Annotated in this window: 18 protein-coding genes, 2 tRNA genes and 1 pseudogene; 13 read left to right on the top strand and 8 right to left on the bottom strand. The window is 75.4% G+C overall.

Going from position 1 to position 22805, the window contains the following annotated elements:
- The first annotated feature begins 239 nt into the window (after positions 1–239).
- Entirely contained in the window at positions 240–1418 is a 1179-nt protein-coding gene (locus tag ACFWJ4_RS04695; protein ID WP_380539119.1) for an HAD-IA family hydrolase, read from the top strand.
- A gap of 153 nt (positions 1419–1571) precedes the next feature.
- Here the strand turns inward: ACFWJ4_RS04695 and ACFWJ4_RS04690 are convergent, their stop codons facing one another.
- Positions 1572–2378, bottom strand: a complete 807-nt coding sequence (locus ACFWJ4_RS04690; RefSeq protein WP_380539116.1) for a GNAT family N-acetyltransferase — start codon at positions 2376–2378, stop codon at positions 1572–1574.
- Positions 2379–3397: 1019 nt separating this feature from the next.
- Here ACFWJ4_RS04690 and ACFWJ4_RS04685 point away from each other — a divergent pair.
- The 5 genes and pseudogenes from ACFWJ4_RS04685 to ACFWJ4_RS04665 all read left to right on the top strand — a co-directional run.
- Positions 3398–4639, top strand: a pseudogene (locus ACFWJ4_RS04685) (helix-turn-helix domain-containing protein); the annotation flags it as partial.
- Positions 4640–5277: 638 nt separating this feature from the next.
- A complete protein-coding gene (gene orn, locus ACFWJ4_RS04680; protein ID WP_359908973.1) occupies positions 5278–5880 on the top strand; it encodes an oligoribonuclease in 603 nt (200 codons plus the stop codon).
- 176 nt (positions 5881–6056) lie between these two features.
- Positions 6057–6132 (top strand) — tRNA-His (locus ACFWJ4_RS04675).
- 183 nt (positions 6133–6315) lie between these two features.
- Positions 6316–6762, top strand: a complete 447-nt coding sequence (locus tag ACFWJ4_RS04670) for a DUF4442 domain-containing protein (RefSeq protein WP_359908975.1) — start codon at positions 6316–6318, stop codon at positions 6760–6762.
- 110 nt (positions 6763–6872) lie between these two features.
- Positions 6873–7784 carry a hypothetical protein gene (locus ACFWJ4_RS04665; protein ID WP_380539113.1) on the top strand — a complete coding sequence of 304 codons (912 nt, stop codon included), beginning with the start codon at positions 6873–6875 and terminating at the stop codon, positions 7782–7784.
- 256 nt (positions 7785–8040) lie between these two features.
- Here ACFWJ4_RS04665 and ACFWJ4_RS04660 read toward each other — a convergent pair whose 3' ends face one another.
- The 3 genes from ACFWJ4_RS04660 to ACFWJ4_RS04650 all read right to left on the bottom strand — a co-directional run bounded on the left by ACFWJ4_RS04660 (position 8041) and on the right by ACFWJ4_RS04650 (position 10154).
- Positions 8041–8499: a GNAT family N-acetyltransferase gene (locus ACFWJ4_RS04660; protein ID WP_380539110.1), complete on the bottom strand. Its 459-nt coding sequence runs from the start codon at positions 8497–8499 to the stop codon at positions 8041–8043.
- Positions 8500–8628: 129 nt separating this feature from the next.
- Entirely contained in the window at positions 8629–9534 is a 906-nt protein-coding gene (locus tag ACFWJ4_RS04655) for a spermidine synthase (protein ID WP_380539107.1), read from the bottom strand.
- Between the two features lie 104 nt (positions 9535–9638).
- Positions 9639–10154: a hypothetical protein gene (locus ACFWJ4_RS04650; protein WP_380539104.1), complete on the bottom strand. Its 516-nt coding sequence runs from the start codon at positions 10152–10154 to the stop codon at positions 9639–9641.
- A 262-nt stretch (positions 10155–10416) separates the two neighbouring features.
- Between ACFWJ4_RS04650 and ACFWJ4_RS04645 the strand changes: the two genes are divergently transcribed.
- Entirely contained in the window at positions 10417–12039 is a 1623-nt protein-coding gene (locus ACFWJ4_RS04645; protein ID WP_380539101.1) for a tetratricopeptide repeat protein, read from the top strand.
- An 88-nt stretch (positions 12040–12127) separates the two neighbouring features.
- On the opposite strand, the gene ACFWJ4_RS04640 is transcribed toward ACFWJ4_RS04645, so the two are convergent.
- A complete protein-coding gene (locus ACFWJ4_RS04640; protein ID WP_380351442.1) occupies positions 12128–12784 on the bottom strand; it encodes a histidine phosphatase family protein in 657 nt (218 codons plus the stop codon).
- Between the two features lie 275 nt (positions 12785–13059).
- Here ACFWJ4_RS04640 and ACFWJ4_RS04635 point away from each other — a divergent pair, with 275 nt between their 5' ends.
- From ACFWJ4_RS04635 to ACFWJ4_RS04625, 3 genes are all read left to right on the top strand, one after another.
- Positions 13060–14304, top strand: a complete 1245-nt coding sequence (locus tag ACFWJ4_RS04635; RefSeq protein WP_380539098.1) for a hypothetical protein — start codon at positions 13060–13062, stop codon at positions 14302–14304.
- Positions 14305–14374: 70 nt separating this feature from the next.
- Entirely contained in the window at positions 14375–15982 is a 1608-nt protein-coding gene (locus ACFWJ4_RS04630) for a hypothetical protein (protein ID WP_380539095.1), read from the top strand.
- Positions 15983–15990: 8 nt separating this feature from the next.
- Positions 15991–17343, top strand: coding sequence for an AAA family ATPase (locus tag ACFWJ4_RS04625; protein ID WP_380539141.1), 1353 nt, complete (start codon positions 15991–15993; stop codon positions 17341–17343).
- A gap of 9 nt (positions 17344–17352) precedes the next feature.
- Here the strand turns inward: ACFWJ4_RS04625 and ACFWJ4_RS04620 are convergent, their stop codons facing one another.
- Positions 17353–17676, bottom strand: a complete 324-nt coding sequence (locus tag ACFWJ4_RS04620; protein ID WP_380539092.1) for a hypothetical protein — start codon at positions 17674–17676, stop codon at positions 17353–17355.
- Positions 17677–17912: 236 nt separating this feature from the next.
- Here ACFWJ4_RS04620 and ACFWJ4_RS04615 point away from each other — a divergent pair, with 236 nt between their 5' ends.
- The 3 genes from ACFWJ4_RS04615 (at position 17913) to ACFWJ4_RS04605 (ending at position 19151) form a co-directional block, all read left to right on the top strand.
- The gene (locus ACFWJ4_RS04615) at positions 17913–18266 is read left to right on the top strand and encodes a hypothetical protein (protein WP_074005111.1); all 354 of its coding nucleotides are present in this window, start codon (positions 17913–17915) and stop codon (positions 18264–18266) included.
- A 206-nt stretch (positions 18267–18472) separates the two neighbouring features.
- Entirely contained in the window at positions 18473–19009 is a 537-nt protein-coding gene (locus ACFWJ4_RS04610) for a bifunctional DNA primase/polymerase (RefSeq protein WP_380539140.1), read from the top strand.
- A gap of 68 nt (positions 19010–19077) precedes the next feature.
- Positions 19078–19151: transfer RNA gene (locus tag ACFWJ4_RS04605), tRNA-Lys, on the top strand.
- Positions 19152–19296: 145 nt separating this feature from the next.
- Here the strand turns inward: ACFWJ4_RS04605 and pgi are convergent.
- Both pgi and ACFWJ4_RS04595 read right to left on the bottom strand, forming a co-directional pair.
- Positions 19297–20958, bottom strand: coding sequence for a glucose-6-phosphate isomerase (gene pgi / locus ACFWJ4_RS04600; RefSeq protein ID WP_380539089.1), 1662 nt, complete (start codon positions 20956–20958; stop codon positions 19297–19299).
- Between the two features lie 196 nt (positions 20959–21154).
- Complete coding sequence (locus ACFWJ4_RS04595) at positions 21155–22738, bottom strand: Na+/H+ antiporter (protein ID WP_380539086.1); 1584 nt, start codon at positions 22736–22738, stop codon at positions 21155–21157.
- Between the last annotated feature and the right edge of the window lie 67 nt (positions 22739–22805).

Below are 22805 nucleotides of genomic sequence, written 5' to 3'. Positions count from 1 at the left end.
CGGACCGGGCGGCGCAACAGCCCCACGGGACACCGTGACCGGACTGTCATGGATCGGCGACGATCCGTTGCGGCGCGTCGCGAACCGTGACGTCCGACCTGCCCCAACAGCCCCGGACGGCCCGCGCGTCACCGCCCGCCGCAGGCGTACGGAGGCCGTTTCGGCCACTCCGTACGGCTTCGCGACGCCGTCTGGCATTTGCCAGGTGCATAGGCTCGGCCGCTGGCACCATGCTTGGCATGCCCCTGCTCCTGTTCGACCTCGACAACACCCTGTTGCCCCGGGACGCCGCCTACCGGGCCTGGGCGCAGGACTTCCTGTCCGAACACGATCTCCCGCCGGGCGACCTCGAGTGGTTCGTCACCCTCGACGGCGGCGGATACGTTCCGCGCAGCACCGTACTGTCGGCGGTCCGGCGCCGCTACGGGCTGGACGACTCCGCCGACTTCCTGATTGCCCACTACCGACGCGGCATCAACTCCCATATCCACTGCCCGCCCAGGCACATCGAGGCGCTGCGAGCCGCCCGGACGGCCGGGTGGACGCTCGGGATCGTCAGCAACGGCGGCACCCGGCCGCAGTTGGAGAAGATCCGGCGGACCGGACTGGGCCCGCTGGTCGACGGCTGGGTCATCTCCGAGGAGGCCGACTGCGTCAAACCGGACCCGCTGATCTTCGAGATGGCCGCCCAACGGTGCGGCATCGCACCCACCGGGGACTGGGCCGAACACACCTGGATGATCGGGGACCACGCGCCCGCCGACATCGCCGGTGCCGAACTGACCGGGCTGCGCAGCGTCTGGCTGCACCACGGGCGGCCGTGGGCGGAGAGCGGCTACCGGCCGACGCTGAAGGCGGCCGGCCTGCCGGAGGCGGTCGGCCAGGTCCTCGCCGCACGGAACGCGCCCTCGCCCCGACCGGGCGTCCGCTCCGACGGGCCGCTCCGGAAGACGGCAGCGGGGATGCCGGGCTACGCGACGGCGCTGGTCGGCGCACGGTCCGGCGCACGTCCCGCGATGGCCGCCCTGGACGGCCCGAGCGCATCCGTTTCCGCAACGACCGGGCCGGCCGGCGAGCCCGCCCCCGCGGGCGGGCCCGGTGTCCGAAACCGATCAGGCGGGTTTGCCGTGATCGCCGAGGCCCGCACGGACACCGGAGCGGACTCCGGGACCCGTGCGGCCGGCAGGCCGGGCCCGGCCTCGGACGGCTTCCGCCCCGCACCGATCGCAGCGACGGCCACAGCGACGGCCAGAGCCACGACCGCAGCCACGACCGTCCGCCCGAGGCCCGACGGCGCCGCACCCGCCCCGGTCGCCCTCACCGTTGCGCCCGGCACGGCATCGTCCGCACCTTCCGCATCGCGCTCGGCGACCACCGCGTCCGCAGCCGCCGTGTCGGCCGTGGCGGCCGCCCAGTAGCGCCCGGACGCCCCCTTCACGTCCCCGCCGTCCCCGCCGTCCCCGTGCCGCACCCCAGCGCCACCGCGCCCCTTCCCGCTGCCCACCGCCCGGCACCCACACCCGGCAGCCACCGCCCGGCACCCGCACCCGGCAGCCACCGCCCCGCTCCGGCTACCCCACCGGCTCCGCCGACGTGCGGGTCCACCAGCAGGTGCGGGCCTGCTCCACGAAGCCGAGCTTGCGGTAGAGCGGTTCGCCGAGCGAGGTGGCGACCAGGGTGGCCGGGCGGTCCGGGTGTGCGTGGGCCAGCGCGGTCCGGAGGACGGCGCCGGCCACGCCCCGGCCGCGCCGGTCGGGCAGGGTGGCGACCCAGTACACGCCGGTGGCCCGGCCGTCGTCATAGGTGAGGCAGGTGCCCGCCACCGCGCCGTCGACGCGGCCGAGCCAGCCCCGCCAGCCGGGTACGTCCAGCAGTTGCTCCGGGAGGGCTCGGCCCCGGACCCAGGGCTGTCGGGCGGGCAACGGGAAGCCTTCCACGATGGCCCGCTCGACCATGGCGAAGCCGTCGCCGTCCCGCGCCTCATCCACCGTCAGGACCCCGCCCCCGCGCGCCTCCGAGACCGCGGGCAGGACGGCGGTCGCGCCTTCGACCGGTCCTGGGTCCCGGACCATCACCGGCATGAGCGGCATCCGGGTGGCCCCGAGGCCCGTGAGGTCGAGCCCGTCGTACGGGTCCTCCACGGTGCAGCGTATGGTCGACCACTCGGCCATCAGGTCCGCCAACTCCTGTGCCAAGGACGCTGGTTCGTCGTAGGGGCGGGTCACCACGATGCGGTGCGCGTCGTCCGGGGTCCGGGCGCACCGGACCGCGGTCAGCCCCGGGCGGGTGCGGGACTGCCAGCCGTGGACTCGGGCTTGGGCGAGCCAGAAGGCGGCGGCGTTGTCGTTGGCCCGTTCGAGCCGGCTGCTGGTGTTCACGGCAGGACCGTAACCCGGCGGTCCGGTTCCCGGTTCCCCCGTTCTGGGCTTGGCCGGATGAAGCCTGGGAGGCGCACGACTTCTCCCCGTGCGCCCCCTCGTGCACCGCCGATTTTCGGTCAATTTCGCGCCGATCCCTCCCGCTTGGGCAAATCCGCAGCCCAGACCAGCCGGCCGGGCGCACCGGAGCCGGACGCCCCAGGAACCGTCCCGCGACAACCAGCCACCGTTGCCCCGGCCCTCTTCCCAGAAAGGTCGACGGGTGCCACGCTTCGTGATCGAATGCATCACGCCAAATTGCCATGTCGACATAGCGTCGGATGGTGAACTTGTCACAACGGCAATGGTCCACCCGATAGATTTCGATCTTGGCCAGCAGTGCCGCACCACCCACACCACACCACCGAGGGGGCTTGAGCGCCTTGAGCAGGGTGAGCAGGAGCGACGCGGGTCCTGACAGCGGCCAGGCGGCGGCCGGCGGCGCGGGTCGGTCCGCGAGAGGCACTGGCACCACCGCGATCGCCACCACCCGCACCTCCGGCCCCCAGGGCGCCGCTTCGCACTCCTCGTACTCCACGGTGCCCTCCCCCGGGGCGGGCGCCGGCGGCGGTCCCGGTGCGACGCCGACCGCCGCGGACCACGGCGTGGCGACGCCCTACGGGAGCCAGTCCCCCTACGGCGGCCAGCCCGCCTTCGGCGGACAGTCGCCGTTCGGCGGACAGCCCGTCAGCCGAGGACCCGTCAGTCCCGGCCAGTCCTACGGCGGCGAACACCCGGGCTATTCCGGCCACACCGGGCACCTCGCCCATCCCGGCCAGTACGGAGGCCATCCCGGCCACGCTGGCCACGCCGGCCACCCCGGTCATTCCGGCCACCCCGGCTACGGCGGCGGCACCCCGGGCCTGAACGGCGCCTCCGCCGCCGGCCCGGGCGGCGGTCCGCTCGGCGGCCTCGCCCTCGGCTCCGGCCACGGCCCGCTGGGCCACGGCGGGCCCGGCGCGAACGGCTCCCCGACCCCGATGACGTCCTCCGCCCCGCGCAAGCTGTCCGGCCGGCGCCGCAGGGAGACCGTCGCCGTGCTGATCTTCGGCGGCGCCCCGATCTTCGAGAGCTCCATCCCGCTCTCCGTCTTCGGCGTGGACCGCCAGGACGCCGGGGTGCCCCGCTACCGCCTGCTGGTCTGCGCCGGCGAGGAGGGGCCGCTGGCCACCACCGGCGGCCTGACCCTCTCCGCCCCGTACGGCCTGGAGGCGCTCGCCCGGGCCGGCACGATCGTCGTTCCGGCCTGGCGCTCGATCTCCCAGCCGCCGCCGGTCGAGGCGATCACCGCCCTGCGCAAGGCCCACCACGAGGGTGCCCGGATCATCGGGCTCTGCACCGGCGCCTTCGTGCTGGCCGCCGCCGGTCTGCTCGACGGCCGCCCGGCGACCACCCACTGGATGTACGCGCCGACGCTGGCCAAGCGCTACCCGCGGGTCCACGTCGACCCGCGCGAGCTGTTCGTCGACGACGGCGACGTGCTGACCTCTGCCGGCACCGCCGCCGGCATCGACCTGTGCCTGCACGTGGTGCGCAGCGACCACGGCGCCGAGGCGGCCAACGCGCTGGCCCGCCGCCTGGTGGTGCCGAGCCGCCGCGGCGGCGGAGGACAGGCCCAGTACATCGATCAGTCTTTACCGGAGGAGATCGGCAACGACCCGCTGGCCGAGGTGGTCACGTGGGCGCTGGAGAACCTCAACCAGCAGTTCGACGTCGAGGTGCTGGCGGCTCGCGCGTACATGAGCCGGCGCACCTTCGACCGGCGGTTCCGCACGCTCACCGGCAGCGCGCCGTTGCAGTGGCTGATCACCCAGCGGGTGCTCCAGGCACAGCGGCTGCTGGAGACCTCGGAGCTGTCGGTGGACGACGTCGCGCGCCGGTGCGGGTTCCGTTCGCCGGTGGCGCTGCGCGGGCACTTCCGGCGCCAGCTCGGGGTCTCCCCGGCCGCATACCGGACCAGCTACCGGGCCCGCCGTCCCGGTCAGCAGCCGAGCGCGCCGACCGGTGCGCTCGGCGACCTGCGGCTGCCCGGAGCGCTGCCGCACCCGGCGGGCGCGGTCGCGCCGGCTGGCGGGCCGCTGTTCGGCGGGGCGCACGGTGTGCCGTCGGCGCAGCCGTTCCCGGCCGGTCCGGGGGCGCCGCTCGCGGTCGGGCAGCACGGGCAACCGGTGCCGCACGGCCAGCAGGGGCAGCAGATCGGTCACGGGCAGCCGGGAGCGCACGGCCAGCCCGGCGGGTTCGGTCCGGGCCAGGTCGGGACGCCGACCGGCCAGCCCTTCCACGTCCGGGCCGGTCAGCCGTACCCGCACCAGCAGGCCGCGCAGCAGTCGCACCCCGGGCAGCAGGGTGCGGCAGGACGCGGTCCGCTGCGGCCGCCGGTGGTTCCGGCGCAGGCCGGACCGGGGGCGGGGACCGGACGTCCGCCGCGCACCGCGGAGCACGCGGCGGCGGAGGACGGTCTCCCGCAGCCGGGGGTCCGCGGTCAGGGCCAGGGGCACCGGAGCGCGGCCGAGCGGCCCGCGGACGAGCCGGGTGCGGCCGGGCGCGGTCACGGCGCGGCCGCGGGGCGGATGCCGGCCCCGGCCGGGCAGCCGGGCTCCGGACCGGGTGAGCTCCGCGGTCGCCAGGCCCGGCCTCCGCAGGTCCGCGGCCAGGCGGCCGGCCGGCCCTCGGCCGAGGGCGCCCGGGCGGCGCGCGAGGTCCGGGCCGGACGGGACGGCCATGCGGTCCGGGCCGGCCGGGAGGGCGAGCACCCGGACGGCCCCGGTACGCACGACGGGCCGGAGGAGCACCAGGCCGAGGCACCCCGCTCGGCTCCACCGGTCCCCGCGGCGCGTGATCGCGCCGTAGGGTGAGTTGTGTGAATGACCGTTTGGTATGGATCGACTGTGAAATGACCGGCCTCGACCTCGACCGGGACGCCCTGGTCGAGGTCGCGGTGCTGGTGACGGACTCCGAGCTGAACATCCTCGGCGAGGGCGTGGACGTCATCATCCGGCCGCCGGCGGAGGCGTTGGCGAACATGCCCGAGGTGGTGCGCGAGATGCACACCGCCTCCGGGCTGCTGGAGGAGCTGGAGCAGGGCGTGACCCTGGCCGAGGCCGAGGAGCGGGTGCTCGCCTACGTGCGCGAGCACGTGCCGGAGGCGGGGAAGACCCCGCTCTGCGGCAACTCGGTGGCCACCGACCGCGGCTTCCTCGCCCGGGACATGCCGGCCCTGGAGAAGCACCTGCACTACCGGATCGTGGACGTCTCCTCGATCAAGGAGCTGGCCCGCCGCTGGTACCCGAAGGCGTACTACAACAGCCCGCAGAAGGGCGGCAACCACCGGGCGCTCGCCGACATCCGGGAGAGCATCGACGAACTGCGGTACTACCGCGAGGCGGTGTTCGTCCCGCAGCCCGGCCCTGACGCCGACACGGCGCGGGCGATCGCCGGGAAGTACCGGTCCCCGGCGAGCTGAACCCGGGGCCGCCGGGCCGGTCCGCTCCCGGAACGGCCCGGCGGAACCCCGCCGGAGGGTCGGAGAAGGTGCCCGCGTCAGCCGGATCGAAACCCTGGCGCGAGCACCCTCTCGGATCCTGTAGAGTTCTTCCTGTCGGAACGGGAACGCGAGAGCGGGAACGGACCGGACAGATGGTGGGTGTAGCTCAGTTGGTAGAGCACCTGGTTGTGGTCCAGGTGGCCGCGGGTTCGAGTCCCGTCACTCACCCCAGAGCCTGAGGGGCCGATCTCTTCAAGAGATCGGCCCCTCAGGCGTTTTCGCGTTCCCTCAGCTGTGCACGGCCTCAGTTTCACGCCCCCCGCCCGGATGTGCGCTCCCTCACACATGCCCGCCGGGTCGACTTTCCGGCCGACCCCCTGCCGCCGGAAGCTACCGGCTAGTAACATCGTCGCCATGACCACACCCACGATCGGCAAGCTGCTCGACGACACCGTGCCGATGGCGCACACCCTCAACCTGGACTACCTGGAGACCACCCCGGAGCGGGCCGTGCTCCGCCTGCCGGACCAGCCCGCGTACCACAACCACGTCGGCGGCCCGCACGCCGGCGCGATGTTCACGCTGGCCGAGTCCGCCAGTGGCTGCATCGTGCTCGCCGCCTTCGGCGACCAGCTGTCCCGGGCCGTGCCGCTCGCCGTGAACGCCGAGATCGCGTACAAGAAGCTCGCCATGGGCGACGTCACCGCCACCGCCGTGCTCGGCCGCCCGGCCGCCGAGATCGTCGCCGAGCTGGACGCCGGCGGCCGCCCCGAGTTCCCGGTCACCGTCGAGATCACCCGCGCCGACGGCGCCGTCACCGGCGTGATGACGGTCACCTGGACCCTGCGCCCCAACTCCTGACCACCGCGCGGCCGTTGGCCCCGGGAGCGCCGGCCCCGGGGCCACCCGCGCGATGACCGTCCGTGACGGTGGGCGTGACCTCACCACCCGGCCGCTCGTTCTCGATTCACGTGCGAGCCAATCACGCGACCAAGCCCCAGGAACCCGCCCCTCGCGGCGGCGCCGGTGCCCGCCGCGGGATCGCCCGGTGGCTGCCCCGCCCCCGGGTCGTCGCCGCCGCGGGAGCCCTGCTCACGCAGCTCTGGGGGGTCGGCGTCCCCGGGGCGTACGCGGCCGCCGCCGACCCACCGCCGGACCCGGCCCGGCCCACCGTCCGGCGCGCGCTGCACGGCACCCCGGCACTCGACCGGCCGGTGCTCGACGGACCCGCCCTCGACAGGCAGTCAGCCGAACGTCCCGTCGGGTCCGGGCCCTCGGCGGGCGGCCCGCCGGACCGCTCCCCCGGGACCGCCGGGGAACCGGCCGGCAACGGCCCGACCGACGGGACCATCGGCGCAGTCGGCGCAATCGGCGCAGTCGGCGGCACCCTCCAGGATCGCATCCGGGCCGGCGGCCTTCCCCTGCCCGGCCAACGGGCGGCCGTCCCCGACGCCTTCGCGCTCGCCTCCGGCCTCCTCGACACCCTCCCCGCCCAGGCCCGGCCCGACGACCCCCGCGCCTCCCGCGAGGGCGGACCCGCCGGCCTGTCCTCCGCCGCCCGCCGCCGACCCGACGGCACCCTTCCCGCCGTTCCCCGGCAGCACCGGGCCGCGGAGGGAGCGCTGGTCCAGGAGGCGACGGCCACGACCGTCGACCAGGCAGGACCCGCCGCCGAGCCCGACCGGCCGGCGGACTCCACGGCCCTCGCCGGAGCCGGCCTCGGCCGGACGCCCGCGACGGTGGCCATCGCCGACACCGCCACGGCGGCCACCTCCCATGACGGCTCCGCCACCGCGACCGCCGTCCTCGCCCCCATCGCCGCCGGGCTGCTGCTCACCGGGGCGGCCATGTGGAAGCACCGCGGGCTGCCACGCGGGCACTGAACTCGAACTCCCGCCGTCCACCCGGAGAACGAGCGGGCCGACGCCGGGGTACGCGCATCGCGAGGCACAGGCGGGGGCACCGCCCGGCCGAGGACCGAAGGCCCGGGACTCGGTGCCACTCCGGCAGCGAACGGTCCCGGGTCGGTCGAGCCGCGGCGTCGGGCTGCGCGCGCCCCGGGGCCGCCGAGGCGCCTCCCGCCGCCGGGCGCGGGCCGGGACAGCGGCAACGGCAACGGCAACGGCAACGGCAGCCCGCCTATTGCGCGGCCAGGTCCAGGACCAGCAGCGGGAGTTCGCGTCCCGGGATCGAGCCGGACGGGACGCTGCCGATCCGGGTGGCACCCATCGCGAGGTAGAAGGGCTCGGCGTTCGGGTCGGAGTCGATGGTGAGCCGGCGCAGGCCGAGCTCCACGGCCAGGCCCCGGGCCTGCTCGAACAGCGCGCGGCCGACGCCTCGGCCGATCGACTCCGGCTCGACGAACAGCTGGTCCAGCGACCCGGTCGGCGGGCCGCCGGAGAGCGAGACGAACCCCAGCACCTGCCCGCCGTGCTCGGCCACCACCGTGGCCGACCGCTCGATCACGCCGGCGTCCACGGTCAGCTCCGCCCGGCAGGCGGCCATGAACGCCTCGTCGTAGCCCCAGTACGCCTTGGACCGCAGGGCGATGCCCGTGAGCAGCGCGGCCTCGTCCGGCCGGGCCGGTCTGATCTCCATGGCGCTCCCTCGGGTCGGTGGCCGGACGGCAGCGCCATTGTCGGTCGCGATCCGGTCGTCCGCCAACGGATTTTCGGCGGGCGGCACGGCGCTGCCGGGTTCACCGCTGGAGGCGCCGGACCGCGGCCGTCAGCGGAACACCCCCGGCGGCGGTTCCGGGGACGGGGCCGCCGTGGCGTCCGTCGCCGGAACGGCTCCGGCCGCGAAGTCGGTGAGGGCGCGGCCGTGTTCGACCCGGGCGTGGGCGGAGTCCGAGGCGGCGCGGCGGGTGAGGTCGGCGCCCGGGAGGGGGGTGTGGGCGGCGGCCAGGACGAGGTTGCCGAAGCGCTTGCCGCGCAGCACGGCGGGGTCGGCGATCAGGCACAGTTCGGGGAAGACCGCGCCGAGGGTGGCGACCTGGGAGCGGGCGAAGGGCAGGGCGCCGCCGTCGGCGATGTTGGCGGCGTACCAGCCGCCGGGGGCGAGGGCCCGGGCGGCGAGGGTGGTGAACTCGACGGTGGTGCAGTGGGCGGGGGTGCGTGCCCCGGAGAAGACGTCGGTGATCACCAGGTCGACGCTGTCCTCGGGAGTGCGCTCCAGCACGCTGCGGGCGTCCGCGCCGCGCACCTTGATCTGCCAGCCGCGGTCCAGGGGGAGTTCGGCGCGGACGAGTTCGGTGAGCGCGGTGTCGATCTCGGCGACCTGCTGGCGGGAGCGCGGCCGGGTCGCGGCGGTGTAGCGGGCCAGGGTGAGGGCGCCGCCGCCGAGGTGCAGGACGGTGAGCGGGCGGCCGGGCGGGGCCACCAGGTCGATCAGGTGGCCGAGCCGGCGCTGGTACTCGAAGCCGAGGTGGGTGGGGTCGGCGAGGTCGACCAGGGACTGCGGGGCGCCGTCGATCAGCAGCGACCAGGCGGCGGGGCGGTCGCGGTCGGGGCGCAGTTCGGCGAGGCCGGAGCCGACGGGGCGGCTGAGCGGGCCCTGGGCGTGGGTGCGTCCGTCCGGTCCGGTGGTGGCCGCCGGTTCCGGGCCGCGCGCGGCTCTGCTGCTTCGTCCCATACCGGCCATTATCGCCGTCGGGGTGGAACACCCACAGGTCAGGGGCGTGCCCCGGGGACCCGGCCGGAGGTTGGGGGCCCGGCGGGATCCGCGCGGCACGCCCGCTAGAACGGGCCGAGGCCGCCTGCGGTGAGCGTGCAGGCGGCCTCGCAGAGGGCGGAGCGGAGCACCCAGGCGTCGGTGGGGCGTGCGGTGCGGCCGGCGCCGGAGGGCGGGATCACCCAGCGCGGGTCGGTGGTGGCGGGCACGAGCGCGCCCGCGGTACAGGAGCTGCCGGGCAGGTGCCAGGTCTCCCAGGTGCCGGCCGGGACGAGGAAGGAGACGGTGCTGCCGTTTCGGCTCTGCAGGACGGCTCCGCAGGCGCGGCGCAGTCTCAGGATGTCGACGGCTTCCAGGCCGTGCCGCAGGGCGACGGTCACGGTGTCGCAGGCGGTGACGGAGGTCCCCTCGTCGGGGGTCGTGCGCTCGCGCCGGCGGCCGCCGCAGGGGGTGCGGCCGCCCTCGACCGGTCCCCGGCCGGGGTGCCGGTCGTCCGCGGGTTCGGGGAGCAGGGCGGGAGCCGCGCCGGCGAGCACTCCCCCGCGGACGGGTCGGTACTGCGGCAGTCCGGTGGCCATCATGGGCTCTCCTGTACCTCGTCGGTCCGGAAGCACAGCCGTTGGGCGGGGCCGCCGGGCTGGGACGGGCCGGGGCGACGGCATGGGCTTTTTCCGCGTACCAGGACAACGCGGGGCCAGCGCCGCAGGCCACGGGGCGCATTACAGCAAGGCATGGCATTTCATGGCGGATACCCAGCAACATCGCCCCTTTTGCCCTGTATTGACATTGAATGTCCTGCCAACCGAATGTGGCCGCTCGGTGACTCCGAGTACTCTCGGCGCCATGGCAGCCACCCCACCGGCCGAGCCGAACCGACCGTCCCCCAACCCCGTGATGCGCGCGCTGCGCGGCGACCGTTCACCCGGCGAGTTCGCCACGGCCGTCCGCAGGGCCGCCCGCGAGATCGGCGAGCACGTGTCCTGCGACGCCCGCTACGTCGGACGGGTCGAATCCGGTGAGATCCGCTGCCCCAACTACGCCTACGAGCGGGTGTTCCGGCACATGTGGCCGGACCGCACGCTCACCGACCTCGGCTTCGCCCCCCGGACCTCCGTCCGCCGCCGCCCGGTGGCCGGATCCGTCGGGTGGAGCGAACCGCCTCCGCTCCACCCGACGTTCCCGCCCCCGCCCGCCCCGCGCTCACCACTCTCCACTCAACTCCCGTACGCTGCCTCGCCGTACGCGGATCCAGCCGCTCCTGACGGGCTCCCCTGGCCGAGTCCCGGGACGGCGCCCCGGGGGCCCGATGGATCGCCCTATCTCGACGAGGAGAACGACGACGTGCGTCGCCGTACGTTCCTGGCCGGCGGCACCACCGCGCTGGCCGCCGTGATCGGCATCGACCGACCCGCATCGGCCACCGGCCGGCAGGCCGGTGCCGACGGCGCCTCCGGTGCGCTCACCGGCCGAGGCGCCTTCCCCGGTGCGGAGTTCACCGCACCGTCGCTGCTCGGCGGCGAACCGCTGGTGCCCGGCCGCCCCGGGCCGGTGGCGCCGTCGCGCCGGGTCGGCGCCGCCGAGGTGTTCGGCGTCGAACAGGCCGTCCGGGAGATCCGGCTGGCCGACGACGCGCACGGCGCCGACGCCCTGTACGAGCTCGCCGGGCGGTCGCTGCGCAACGCCTACGTGTTGCTCAACGAGTGCGAGTACAGCGCCGAGACGGAGCGCCGGCTCCAGGCCGGGGCGGGTGAACTCGCCATCTCCGTCGGCTGGTTGGCCCATGACTCGAACCGTCTCGCGGACGCCCGCTCGTTCTACTCCGAGGCGCTCGCCACCGCCCGGATGGCCGGGGACTCCGGCCTGGAGGCGCACGTCTTCTGCAACAGCGCCTTCCTCGCCCGGGACGCCGGCCGCCCGCGCGAGGCGCTGCGCGCCGCCCAGGCCGGGCAGGTCGCCGCCCGGGAGCTGGACTCCGAGCGGCTGCTCGCCCTGCTGACCATGCGCGAGGCCGGCGCCTGGGCCCTGCTCCAGGACCGCGCCTCCTGCGAGCGCGCCCTCGGCCGGGCGTACGCCCTGTTCGACCGGGGCCCCGGTGCGCGGGACCCGGAGTGGATGTCCTTCTTCGGCGAGGCCGAGATCGCCGGGCTCCAGTCGCAGTGCTGGTCGGCGCTCGGCGACTGGGACCGCGCCAGCGAGCAGGCCGTGCTGGCGATAACGCTCCAGGAGCCGCACTTCGTCCGCAACCGGGTGCTGTACACCGCCGAGCTGGCCCACGACCGGCTCGGCCGCGGGGACCTGGCGGGCGCGGCGCACCACGGCTCGGCCGCCGTCGCGCTGTTCGACGCCGTCGGTTCGGCCCGGATCCGGAGCATGCTCGCGGACACCGCGGGACGGCTGCGCCGGCACGTCGCGGTGCCCGAGGTGCGCCGGTTCCTGACCGATTACGACCGGGCGGCGGCCGCGTAGGACCCGCACAGGGCCCGGGCAGGCCCCCGGGGGAAGCCCCGGGCCGCCCGGCGGACCGGGAACCGGCGCGGTCGGCGCCCGCCCGGGGTCAGTGCCCGGCGGTCGGACCGTCCAGGTGGGACAGGTCGTTCCAGATCTCCACCGCCGGCGCGCCGTACTCCCAGGACAGCACGCAGAGCGCGGCCGTACCGAGCTTGAACCGCTGGGCGAACTCGGGCGGCAGACCCAGCCAGCGGGCGGCCAGGATGCGCAGCAGGTGGCCGTGCGCGAACAGGACCACGTCCCGGTCGGCGCAGTGCATCACGGTGGTGTCCGGCTCCGGGACGCCGTGCTCCTCGTTGAGGCCGGCCAGGAAGGCGTCCACCCGGGCGGCCACGTCGGAGAGCTTCTCGCCGCCGGGCACCCCGTCGCGCCAGATCAGCCAGCCGGGGTGGTCGGTGGCCCGGATGTCCGCGCCGGTGCGGCCCTCGTACGCGCCGTAGTCCCACTCCATCAGCTCCGGGCGCTCCACGGCGCGGTCGCCGAAACCGGCCAGCTCGCAGGTCTCCTTCGCCCGGCCGAGCGGGCTGGTGCGGACGAGCGCGTCCGGCAGCCCGTTCCAGGGGGCCTTGGCGAGACGGGCACCGAGGGCACGGGCCATCGCGCGGCCCTCCTCGGTCAGCGGGATGTCGGTGCGGCCGGTGTGGCGGCCGGTGGCGGACCACTCGGTCTCGCCGTGGCGGACCAGCACGATGCGGGCGGGCATGGGGGCTCCTAGCGACAGCAGGGCGGTGGCAACGGTCGGTCTCACCATTGAGCACCGGGCTCCATGATCCCCCACCCGGACGGCGGCCACGATCGCGGGGCCGTGGCGGCGGGCGCGGCCGCACGCCGGCCGGCGCGGTCCGCCGGGGGTCCGACCACGGCCGCCCCGGGTGCCGGCCGGTGCACCGGCCGGCGTGTCGACCGCCGTGCCGCCCGGTCGTCCAACGGCCGGTCCGCACCGCGTTGTCGGACCCGGATGCGACACTGGGCCGCACCATGAACGTCTCGACGAACGTCCCGCCCGGCGGGCCCGCTGAGCCGCTCGCCCAGCGGCTCGCGGAGCTGCGCGGACCGGCCCCGCAACGCAGTCTGAACGCCCGCTCCCTCGCCGCGCTCGCCGCCAATCCGGGCTGCCACCGCCGCGCCGTGCTCGACGCGGCCGGGGTGGACAAGTCCGCGCTGGCGGCCCGGCTCGGCCGCCCCGCCCCCTTCGGCCAGTCCCCCTTCGCCATCGCCCGCGGCGTGATCTTCGAGTCCCGGCTGAAGGCGGACGGCTACGCCCCGCTGCTGGAGCCGCTGCGCCACCACCTGGGCCTCCCGGCGGACGACCGGGCCCCGCTCCGGGTGCCGGACCTGCTGCACCGCTCCGGCCCGGCCGTACGCGCCGACCGGACGGCCGAGGCACTGGCCGGGGCCGCCGCCGACCCGGAGGCCTGGACGCTGCTCGACCACCCGATGCTGCGCCTGGCGGTGGCCGGCAGCACCGCCTACCTGGAGCCGGACGCCCTGGTGGTGCACGGCGGGCGGTGCACCGTGGTCGAGATCAAGTCCTTCCCGGTGCTGGACGGCAGCGCGGACCCGGCCAAGGTCGGCGCCGCCGCCCGGCAGGCCGCCGTGTACGTGCTGGCGCTCCAGCAGGCCGCCGCCGCGGCGGCCGGGCAGCCGCTCGCCGAGGACCCGTACACCGAGCAGCGGCTCGCGGGCAGCCCGCGCACCAGCGTGCTGCTGGTCTGCCCGAAGGACTTCGGCAACCGGCCGACCGCGGTGGCCGTGGACGTCCGCCGCGAACTGGCCACCACCCGGCGCCAGCTGAGCCGGATGACCGGCATCGGCCGGCTGCTGGAGGCGCTGCCGCCGGACGCCGGCTTCGACCTGGCCGCCGACGAGGACGGCGCGCCGGCCCGGACCACCGCGCAGCTGGCCGCCTCGGTCGAGGCGGTGCCCGCGGCGTACAGCCCGGACTGCCTCTCCACCTGCGAACTCGGCTTCCACTGCCGTGCCCGGGCCCGCTGCGACGACCGGGTCGAGCAGCTCGGCCGGGGCGTGCGCGGCGAGCTGGGCAGCATCCGGACGGTGTCCGGGGCGCTGGCCGCCGCCGGCACCAAGGGCGACGACCTGGACGGCGCGGACGACGCCGCCGAACGCCTGGCCTACGCGGCCGCACTGCGCGCCGAGGCCCTGGGAGCGGCGGCCGCGGCAGCCACGGCCGCCGGAGCCGGCGCCCCGGGGGCCGTCGCATGAGCGGGCGCGACGCGGGAGCGGCCCCGGCCGAGGGCCGCGAGAGCACCGCCGGGCGAAGCGGGGCGGGCGCATGAGTCTGCTCACCACCCTCGCCCGGCTGGAGGCCGTCCGCAGCGGCCGGGCCGAGCCGCTGGCCACCGTCCGGCACCGGCACCTGTCCGACCGCCCGATGGTGCTGGTCCCGCTGACCGCCGCCGGCGAGTCCGGCGCGCCGCTCGCGGTGCTGCTCGGCACCGACCGGGACGCGCCCCGGCTGCACCTGGTGCCGCAGCCGCTCAACCGCACCCTGCGGTTCGACTTCCTGGCCGAGCTGGCGGCCGACCTGCTGCCGTACCTGGAGTCCTTCGCCGAGGACGTCGAGCAGATCGAGGGCTCCGAGAAGGACCCGGAGAGCGGCGAGAAGACCCAGGTGTTCCGCGAGCTGTGCGCGGACGCCCCGCAGCTGATCGTGCCGAACGGCGCGGGCGTGCACCACCTCGCCCTGATCGGCCGCTCGACCCGTTTCCGCCGCACCGCCGAGGACGCGGAGCCGGGCCCGTACCCGGCGCCGGTCCGGGTGCCGCTGCTCGGCCGCTGGCTGACCCACCTCACCGACCGGGCCCAGGTGCCCGGGTCCTCGCTGCTGCTGCCGATGACCGGCCTGCTGGCCCGGCACTGGGCGACCGGCCAGAGCCACCTGGAGGACCAGCACCTGGCGGCCCGGCTCGCCTGGCACCACCCGCCGGCCGGTCTGACCGGCGCGCAGGCGGCCGAGTTGGCCGAGTCCGCCCGGGACGACCGGGGGCAGCTGCTGCACCCGCCGGCCGGGCCGACGACCGACCCCCGCTTCGACGAGTTCGTGCTCGCCCCGGCGATCACCCGCTACGACTCCGCGGTGGGCGCCCTGCAGCACAGCACCGAGCAGCGCGACGAGGCCGCCGCCGCACGCGCCCGGGCGGCCGTGCGGGCCGCGGTGACGGCGCTGGAGGAGGCGCTGTCGACCGTCCTGCTGCCCACCTGGCGGGACGTCTGGCAGGGCCTGGACCTGCTGCGGACCCTGCCGCCGGCCGGTCACCTGGAGGAGCGCTGGACCGGCGACCGCTGGTCCTACACCGGCCACCGGGACCGGCTGGCGGCCGGCGAGCCGCCGCAGCCCCGGCAGGACGACGCCGTCACCGCGGCCCGCAAGCTCGCCCAGCGCGAGCGCGAGCAGGCCCGGCTCGACGTCCAGGAGGCGCTGGACGACCCGCTGGCGATGGCCGAGCACCGGCTGGCCGGCGAGGCGTTCAGCGGCGTGGTCACGGAGGTGGTGCCGGACTGGGACACCACCGGCCGCTCCCCCAAGCCGCGCCCGCTGGTCACCCTGCGCACCGCCGACCGTCCGCACGCGGACCTCGGCCGCGAGGTGCACCGCGTGCACGGCGCGTCCGCGCAGAAGGCGGAGATCGTCGCGGTGGACACCGCCGGGGGCACCCTCACCCTGCGGGTGCTCTCCGGCATGGGCCGCCGGAAGGAGCCGGAGCCGGGCAGCCTGCCCGAGCCCGGCGAGTCGGTCACCTTCACCCTGTTCGAGCTGACGGTGCGCCAGTCCGCGCCGCTGCCCGAGCCGGACGACACCCCCTGGACCCACGGCGGCCCGCCCGGCGCCGCGCCCGTACCCGCCCCGTCCGCCCCGTCCGTCTCCGAGGAGTGGGAGTGAGCCGTCCGATGACCCCCGAGCAGGCCCCGGGCGAGGCCGCCGACGCCGCGGTGGCCCGGATCCTGGCGGCCACCGTCCGGCCGCCGGCCGGCGCCCCGCGCGGCGTGGTGGTGGACTCCCCGCCCGGCGCCGGGAAGTCGACGCTCGTGGTGCGGGCCGCGCGCGAGCTGGTCGAGGCCGGCGAGCGGCTGATGATCGTCGCCCAGACCAACGGCCAGGTGGACGACCTGGTCGGCCGGCTGGCCGGGAAGGCACCGGAGCTGACGATCGGCCGACTGCACGCCGCGGACTCCCGGCCCGGCCCGGAGGTGCTGAAGCACGCCAACGTGACGCCCTCCGACAAAGTCGCCGACCTGGTCGAGCACGACGTGGTGATCTCCACCGCGGCCAAGTGGCAGTGGGTGCGGGCCGAGGCCCCGTGGCGGCACGCGATCGTCGACGAGGCGTACCAGATGCGCTCGGACGCCCTGCTCGCGGTGGCCCGGCTGTTCGAGCGGGCGCTGTTCGTCGGCGACCCGGGCCAGCTGGACCCGTTCACCGTGGTCGGCACCGAGCAGTGGGCCGGGCTGTCGTACGACCCGTCCGGCAGCGCGGTGGTCACCATGCTGGCGCACAACCCGGAGATCGAGCCGCACCGGCTGCCGGTCTCCTGGCGGCTGCCCGCCAGCGCCGCGCCGCTGATCTCGCGGGCCTTCTACCCGTACACGCCGTTCCGTTCCGGCACCGGCCCGGACGACCGCCGGCTGACGGCCTCCGTGCGCCCGGACGGCTCGGCCCTGGACGCGGTGATCGACCGGGCCGCCGAGCACGGCTGGGCCCTGCTGGAGCTGCCCGCCCGGCACACCGTACGGACCGACCCGCAGGCCGTGGCGGCCGTCGCGGCCACCGTCCGCCGGCTGCTGGAGCGGGGGCTGACCGCCCACTCCGAGCAGGGCGAGACCCCGCTCACCGCGGACCGGGTCGCGGTCGGCACCGCCCACCGGGACCAGGCGGCGGCCGTGCGCGCGGCGCTGCTCAAGGCGGGCGTGCCGGTGGACGGCGCGGCCGGTCCGGCCGTCACGGTGGACACCGCCAACCGCCTCCAGGGCCGCGAGTACGACGTCACCGTGGTGCTGCACCCGCTCTCCGGGCGCCCCGACGCGACCGCCTTCCACCTGGAGACCGGCCGGCTCTGCGTGCTCGCCTCCCGGCACCGGCACGCCTGCATCGTGGTGGCCCGGGCCGGGATCGCCGAGCTGCTGGACGAGCACCCCGCGACCGAGCCGGTGCAGCTGGGCGTGCCGGTGACCTTTCCGGACGGCTGGGAGGCCAACCACCAGGTGCTGCACCACCTGGGCGGTCACCGGGTCCGCCTGAGGTAGCCGCCGGTGTCAGTCCTCGGTCTCGCAGACCGCGAACGCCACCACCGGGCCCCGCTCCGTCTGTGCGCTCCACCCGCGCCCGTCGGCGGTGGGGCCGGTGGCGCGCACCGGGCCGTCCGCGTCCGGCTGGAGCCGGTAGCCGCCGCCGGTCAGGTGGGTACCGGACGGGCAGGTCGCCGTCGAGACCCCGTCCGCGCCGCTCGGCTCCCCGGTGACCACCAGGGCCGTCTCGGCGGCCGCGGCGGGCGGGGCGACGGCGGCGGCCGCGAACAGCGCGCCCGGCAGGGACAGGACGGACAGGGCGAGGGCCGCGGGGCCTCTTCTCACACGCATGGGGGTTCCCTCCAGCTCGGTCGGACGACCGGGTACACCGGGACAACCGGTTCGCATGCGATCCGGAAGCGCGGCGCGGGAGGCGCACGCCCGGCGCGAGCCGGGGAATAGCGCTCGCGTGCGCACCGTTCCGCTACCGGCCACCGCCGCGAGACAATGGACGGCGGCCACGACCGGGCGGCGCAGCCCGGAGCAGATTCCTTCCACCCCCACCCGAGACCCGGAGGTGTCCGTCCATGCCCGACTCCCCAGAGTCGTCCGAGCCCACCAGGCGCCTGCGTCCGGTGCAGCTGCTGTTCGAGCCGCAGTCCGCCGAACCCGAGCCGGAACGATTCTTCGACCTGGAGTCGATCGAGGACCCGGCGGAGCTGCTGCGCCGCTCCACGGAACTGGCCCTGGCCTTCCGGGCCGCCGCCGAGCGGGCCACGGACTTCCAGGCGGTCGCCGCCGCGCAACTCGCCGACCCGCGCCGGTTCGACGCGCTGTCCGACGCCGAGGTCGCCCGGCGGGCGGACTGGACCCCGGACTACGCCGCCAAGATGATCGAGTACGGCCGCACCCTGCTCCAGCCGCGCCGGCACGAGGACTGAGCCCCGCGCCCGTCCGCCGGACACGGGCCGCTGGCATATGCGCGGCGGGGAAGGGTACGCCGTCCCCCGCCGCGCTGTCCGGCGAACCGTGCTTTCCGTCCCGGCACGGGCGGGCGCCGCGCAGGCTGCTCCCCGTGGAGATCTGGACACAGCAGTCGGTGACGCAGCAGTCGGTGACGTACCCGTCGGCGACATACCCGTCGGTGATGCACCCGTCGGTGGAGTACGTCGGCGCGGCCGGGGAGGCCTGGCTCGCCTCCGCCAGCGAGTACCCGCGCAGCATGCGCGCCCTGTGGGAGAGCCGCCCCTGGGCGCCGTCGGTGCTGCCCTGCGGGCGCGCCTTCGACGTGATCAGCATGCCGGCACTGTTCGGCCGCCGGGTGCTGGACGAGCTGTGGGCCTCCGGACCGGGCTGCGGGCCGGTGGCCGTCCACCGGGGGCGGATGCTGCTGTTCGTCCAGCCGGGCGCCGCGCCCCGGCTGCGCCGGCTGCTGGCCTGGGAGGAGTGGGCCCGGGACGTGCCGCCGCTGCTGTGCCACGGCAGGGGCGACGCGGTGACCGTGCCGCCCCTGCAGCGGATGGTGAACAGCCCGGACTCCCCCGGGCAGGGCGCCGGCCGGTGGATCGTCGCACCCGAACAGCGCAGTCCCCGGCTGCCCGGCGCCGCGATGGTGCTCTGGGCCTGCGTGCGGGCGGCGCGCGAGCCGGTTCCCGCCGGGGCGCCCGTCGTGACCGGAGGGTGAACGCGGGGCGGCCGGTATTCGATTTTGGCTCGGCCGCACGGCGCTGCTAGAGTCTTCTCTGTCAGCAGGCGCCGCTAGCTCAGTTGGTTAGAGCAGCTGACTCTTAATCAGCGGGTCCGGGGTTCGAGTCCCTGGCGGCGCACAGACAGACGGAAGGCCCTTCGCGAGAGCGAAGGGCCTTCCGTCGTTTCCGGCCCGAAGGCCTGAAAACCCAAAGGCCCGAAACCCAAAGGCCCGAGGTCCCGGGCGACCGGGCCGCCCGCCGGAGCGGACGGCCCGACCCGGGCTCAGCGGCCGCGCAGCGCGCGGTAGCGGGCGACCAGCTCGGCGGTGGAGCTGTCCAGCTGCTCGGCGCCCTCGCCGGTGAGCAGCACCGGCTCGATCCGCTTGGCGAGCACCTTGCCCAGCTCGACGCCCCACTGGTCGAAGGAGTCGATGTTCCAGATCGCGCCCTGGACGAACACCTTGTGCTCGTAGAGCGCGACCAGCTGGCCGAGCACCGAGGGGGTCAGCTCGCCGGCCAGGACGGTGGTGGTCGGGTGGTTGCCCTTGAAGGTCTTGTGCGGGACGAGCTCGGCGGGCACGCCCTCGGCCGCGACCTCCTCCGGGGTCCTGCCGAAGGCCAGCGCCTGGGTCTGGGCGAAGAAGTTGGCCAGCAGCAGGTCGTGCTGGGCGACCAGGCCGGGGGGCAGGTCGGCGACCGGCTTGGCGAAGCCGATGAAGTCGGCCGGGATGACCTTGGTGCCCTGGTGCAGCAGCTGGTAGTAGGCGTGCTGGCCGTTGGTGCCGGGGGTGCCCCAGACCACCGGACCGGTCTGCCAGTCCACCGGGGTGCCGTCGCGGGTCACCGACTTGCCGTTGGACTCCATGTCCAGCTGCTGGAGGTAGGCGGTGAACTTGGACAGGTAGTGCGAGTAGGGCAGCACCGCGTGCGCCTGGGCGTCGAAGAACGCGCCGTACCAGACGCCGAGCAGGCCGAGCAGCAGCGGGACGTTCTGCTCGGGCGGGGCGGTGCGGAAGTGCTCGTCGACCAGGTGGAAGCCGTCCAGCATCTCGCGGAAGGCGTCCGGGCCGATGGCGATCATCAGCGACAGGCCGATCGCCGAGTCGTAGGAGTAGCGGCCGCCCACCCAGTCCCAGAACTCGAACATGTTGGCGGTGTCGATGCCGAAGTCCTGCACGCCCCGGGCGTTGGTGGACAGCGCGACGAAGTGCTTGGCCACCGCGTCGGTGTCGGCGCGCAGCCCGGTGAGCAGCCAGTCGCGGGCGGAGACCGCGTTGGTGATGGTCTCGATGGTGGTGAAGGTCTTCGAGGCGACGATGAACAGCGTCTCGGCCGGGTCGAGGTCGCGGACCGCCTCGTGCAGGTCGGCGCCGTCGACGTTGGAGACGAAGCGGACGTCGAGGTCGCGCTTGGCGTAGGAGCGGAGCACCTCGTAGGCCATCGCCGGGCCGAGGTCGGAGCCGCCGATGCCGATGTTGACGACGGCGCGGATCGGCTTGCCGGTGTGGCCCTTCCACTCGCCGCTGCGGACCCGGTCGGCGAAGGCGGCCATCTTGTCGAGGACGGCGTGCACCTCGGGCACCACGTTCTCGCCGTCGACCTCGATCACGGCGCCGCGCGGGGCGCGCAGCGCGGTGTGCAGGACGGCGCGGTGCTCGGTGTTGTTGATCTTCTCGCCGCGGAACATGGCGTCCCGCAGCTCGGCGACACCGGTGGCGGCGGCCAGCTCGCGCAGCAGCTCCAGCGTCTCGTCGGTGACCAGGTGCTTGGCGTAGTCCACGTGCAGGTCGCCGACCCGGAGGGTGTGGCGGCGGCCGCGCTCGGGGTCGGCGGCGAACAGCTCACGCAGGTGGGTGTCGCCCAGCTCGGCCCGGTGCTTGGCCAGGGCGGCCCACTGCGGGGTCCGGTCCAGCGGGGTGCGGGCGTCGGCGCGGGTCTCCGACATCGGTGGGTCCTCGATTCATCTGGGTGCAGAAACCGGCAGGGCCAGGCGTGAGGGTTCGCCGAGGTCGTGCGGGTACTGGTGGTGCGCCGACTCCGTTGACGGCCTGCCCGGGTTCAGCCTATGCAACCCCGGGGCCGGTCGCGCACATTCCGCCCCGCGGGCGCGGGCGGTGCGCCCGCGGGGAGCGGACGCCCCGTCATTTCCGCTCGGAGCGCAGGTCGAGTCCGCGCAGCACCTGGTCGACCAGCTCCGGATCGGCGCCGAGCTCACTGCGGGCGGCGAGCATCTCGCGGCGGGAGGCGGCGATCATCTCCTGCTCGACGTCCCGGGCGGCGCGCCACTGGGCCATCCGCAGCTTGGCCTCGGCGGCCTCCTCCTCGGCGTAGTTCTCCGGGCAGAGCCGGGCCAGCCGGTCGTGCTGACGGTCCCGCAGGCGGTCGGCGACCTCGGCGGGCAGCCGGTCCTGCTCCTCCAGCTCGCCGAGCCGGCTGAGCCCGGCCTTGGCGGCCCGCCACCAGAGCTGGCGCACGGCCTGCTCGTGCTTGTCCTGGTCGATGTCCAGCTCGAACCGCTTGGCCAGCCAGGGCAGGGTGAGGCCCTGCACCAGCAGGGTGAAGAGCACCACGCTGAAGGCGATGAAGACCAGCCGGCCGCGCTCGGGGAAGTTCTCGCCGGAGTGCAGGGTGAGCGGGATGGCGAGCGCCAGGGCGACGGTGGCCACCCCGCGCATGCCGGACCACCAGAGGATCACGCTCTCCTTCCAGCTGAACGGCGTGTCCTCGTCGTCGCCGGAGCGCAGCTTCTTCGACAGCCAGCCGGCCGGCAGCAGCCAGAGCAGCCGGACCAGGACGACCACGGCGATGACCACGGCGGCGTCGCCGAGGAATCCGGTCCAGCCGCGGCCGGCCTCCTTGAGCACGGTGGCCAGCTCCAGGCCGATCAGGCCGAAGGCGACGCCGGTGATCAGGATCTCGACCACCTCCCAGAAGGCGTTGCCGACCAGCCGGTAGGAGACGGCGTCCGCGTCGGAGGCCCGCTCGGCGAGGTAGAGCGCGCAGACCACGACGGCGAGCACGCCGGAGCCGTGGATCTCCTCGGCCAGGGTGTAGGCGGCGAAGGGCACCAGCAGGTTGAGCGCGACCTGCTGGGTCGGGTCGTCCAGGCGCTCGGCGAGCCTGGTGTTGACCCAGCCGAGCGCGACGCCGACCACCACGGCCAGCACCGCGGACAGCACGAAGCGCAGCACCGCGCCGCCGGCCGAGAAGTCGCCGCTGACCATGGCCTCGATGGACAGCGAGTAGATGACGATCGCGGTGACGTCGTTGAACAGCCCCTCGCTCTCCAGGATCGCCACCAGGCGGCGGGGCAGCCCGACGCTCCCGGCCACCGCGACGGCGGCGACCGGGTCGGGCGGGGAGACCAGCGCGCCGACCGCGATGGCGGCGGCCAGCGGCAGGGTGGGCAGCAGCCAGTGCACGGTGCCGGCCACGGCGACCGTGGTGACCGCCACCAGGGCGACCGCCAGCAGCAGGATCGAGCGGGCGTTGGCCTTGAAGTGGCGCACCGAGGAGCGCCGGGCCACCGCGAAGATCAGCGGCGGCAGGACCAGGGGCAGGATCAGCTCGGGCTCGATGGTGACGTCCGGGATCTGCGGGACCAGCGCCATGACGATGCCGAGCAGGGTCATCAGCACCGGTTGCGGCACGCCGATCCTCCGACCGAGCGGCATGGTCACCACGGAGGCGAGCAGCACCAGGAAGAACAGGGGCAGCTGGCCCACGGGGAGGTTCCTCTCGACGACGGACGGCTGAGCGCCGTCCAGGATAAATCTGACAATGCGCCCATCG

The sequence above is a fragment of the Kitasatospora sp. NPDC127067 genome, assembly GCF_042724755.1.
Taxonomy (GTDB): Bacteria; Actinomycetota; Actinomycetes; order Streptomycetales; family Streptomycetaceae; genus Kitasatospora; species Kitasatospora lactacystinica.
This window is presented reverse-complemented; position numbering and strand designations above follow the sequence as displayed.

What these genes read in the sequence shown, in the direction of transcription:
- ACFWJ4_RS04695 (WP_380539119.1), top strand. Translation starts at nt 240, where the DNA reads ATGCCCCTGCTCCTGTTCGACCTCGACAACACCCTGTTGCCCCGGGAC.
- ACFWJ4_RS04670 (WP_359908975.1), top strand. Translation starts at nt 6,316, where the DNA reads ATGACCACACCCACGATCGGCAAGCTGCTCGACGACACCGTGCCGATG.
- ACFWJ4_RS04660 (WP_380539110.1), bottom strand. Translation starts at nt 8,499, where the DNA reads ATGGAGATCAGACCGGCCCGGCCGGACGAGGCCGCGCTGCTCACGGGC.
- ACFWJ4_RS04655 (WP_380539107.1), bottom strand. Translation starts at nt 9,534, where the DNA reads ATGGGACGAAGCAGCAGAGCCGCGCGCGGCCCGGAACCGGCGGCCACC.
- ACFWJ4_RS04650 (WP_380539104.1), bottom strand. Translation starts at nt 10,154, where the DNA reads ATGATGGCCACCGGACTGCCGCAGTACCGACCCGTCCGCGGGGGAGTG.
- ACFWJ4_RS04645 (WP_380539101.1), top strand. Translation starts at nt 10,417, where the DNA reads ATGGCAGCCACCCCACCGGCCGAGCCGAACCGACCGTCCCCCAACCCC.
- ACFWJ4_RS04640 (WP_380351442.1), bottom strand. Translation starts at nt 12,784, where the DNA reads ATGCCCGCCCGCATCGTGCTGGTCCGCCACGGCGAGACCGAGTGGTCC.
- ACFWJ4_RS04635 (WP_380539098.1), top strand. Translation starts at nt 13,060, where the DNA reads ATGAACGTCTCGACGAACGTCCCGCCCGGCGGGCCCGCTGAGCCGCTC.
- ACFWJ4_RS04630 (WP_380539095.1), top strand. Translation starts at nt 14,375, where the DNA reads ATGAGTCTGCTCACCACCCTCGCCCGGCTGGAGGCCGTCCGCAGCGGC.
- ACFWJ4_RS04625 (WP_380539141.1), top strand. Translation starts at nt 15,991, where the DNA reads ATGACCCCCGAGCAGGCCCCGGGCGAGGCCGCCGACGCCGCGGTGGCC.
- ACFWJ4_RS04620 (WP_380539092.1), bottom strand. Translation starts at nt 17,676, where the DNA reads ATGCGTGTGAGAAGAGGCCCCGCGGCCCTCGCCCTGTCCGTCCTGTCC.
- ACFWJ4_RS04615 (WP_074005111.1), top strand. Translation starts at nt 17,913, where the DNA reads ATGCCCGACTCCCCAGAGTCGTCCGAGCCCACCAGGCGCCTGCGTCCG.
- ACFWJ4_RS04610 (WP_380539140.1), top strand. Translation starts at nt 18,473, where the DNA reads ATGCACCCGTCGGTGGAGTACGTCGGCGCGGCCGGGGAGGCCTGGCTC.
- pgi (WP_380539089.1), bottom strand. Translation starts at nt 20,958, where the DNA reads ATGTCGGAGACCCGCGCCGACGCCCGCACCCCGCTGGACCGGACCCCG.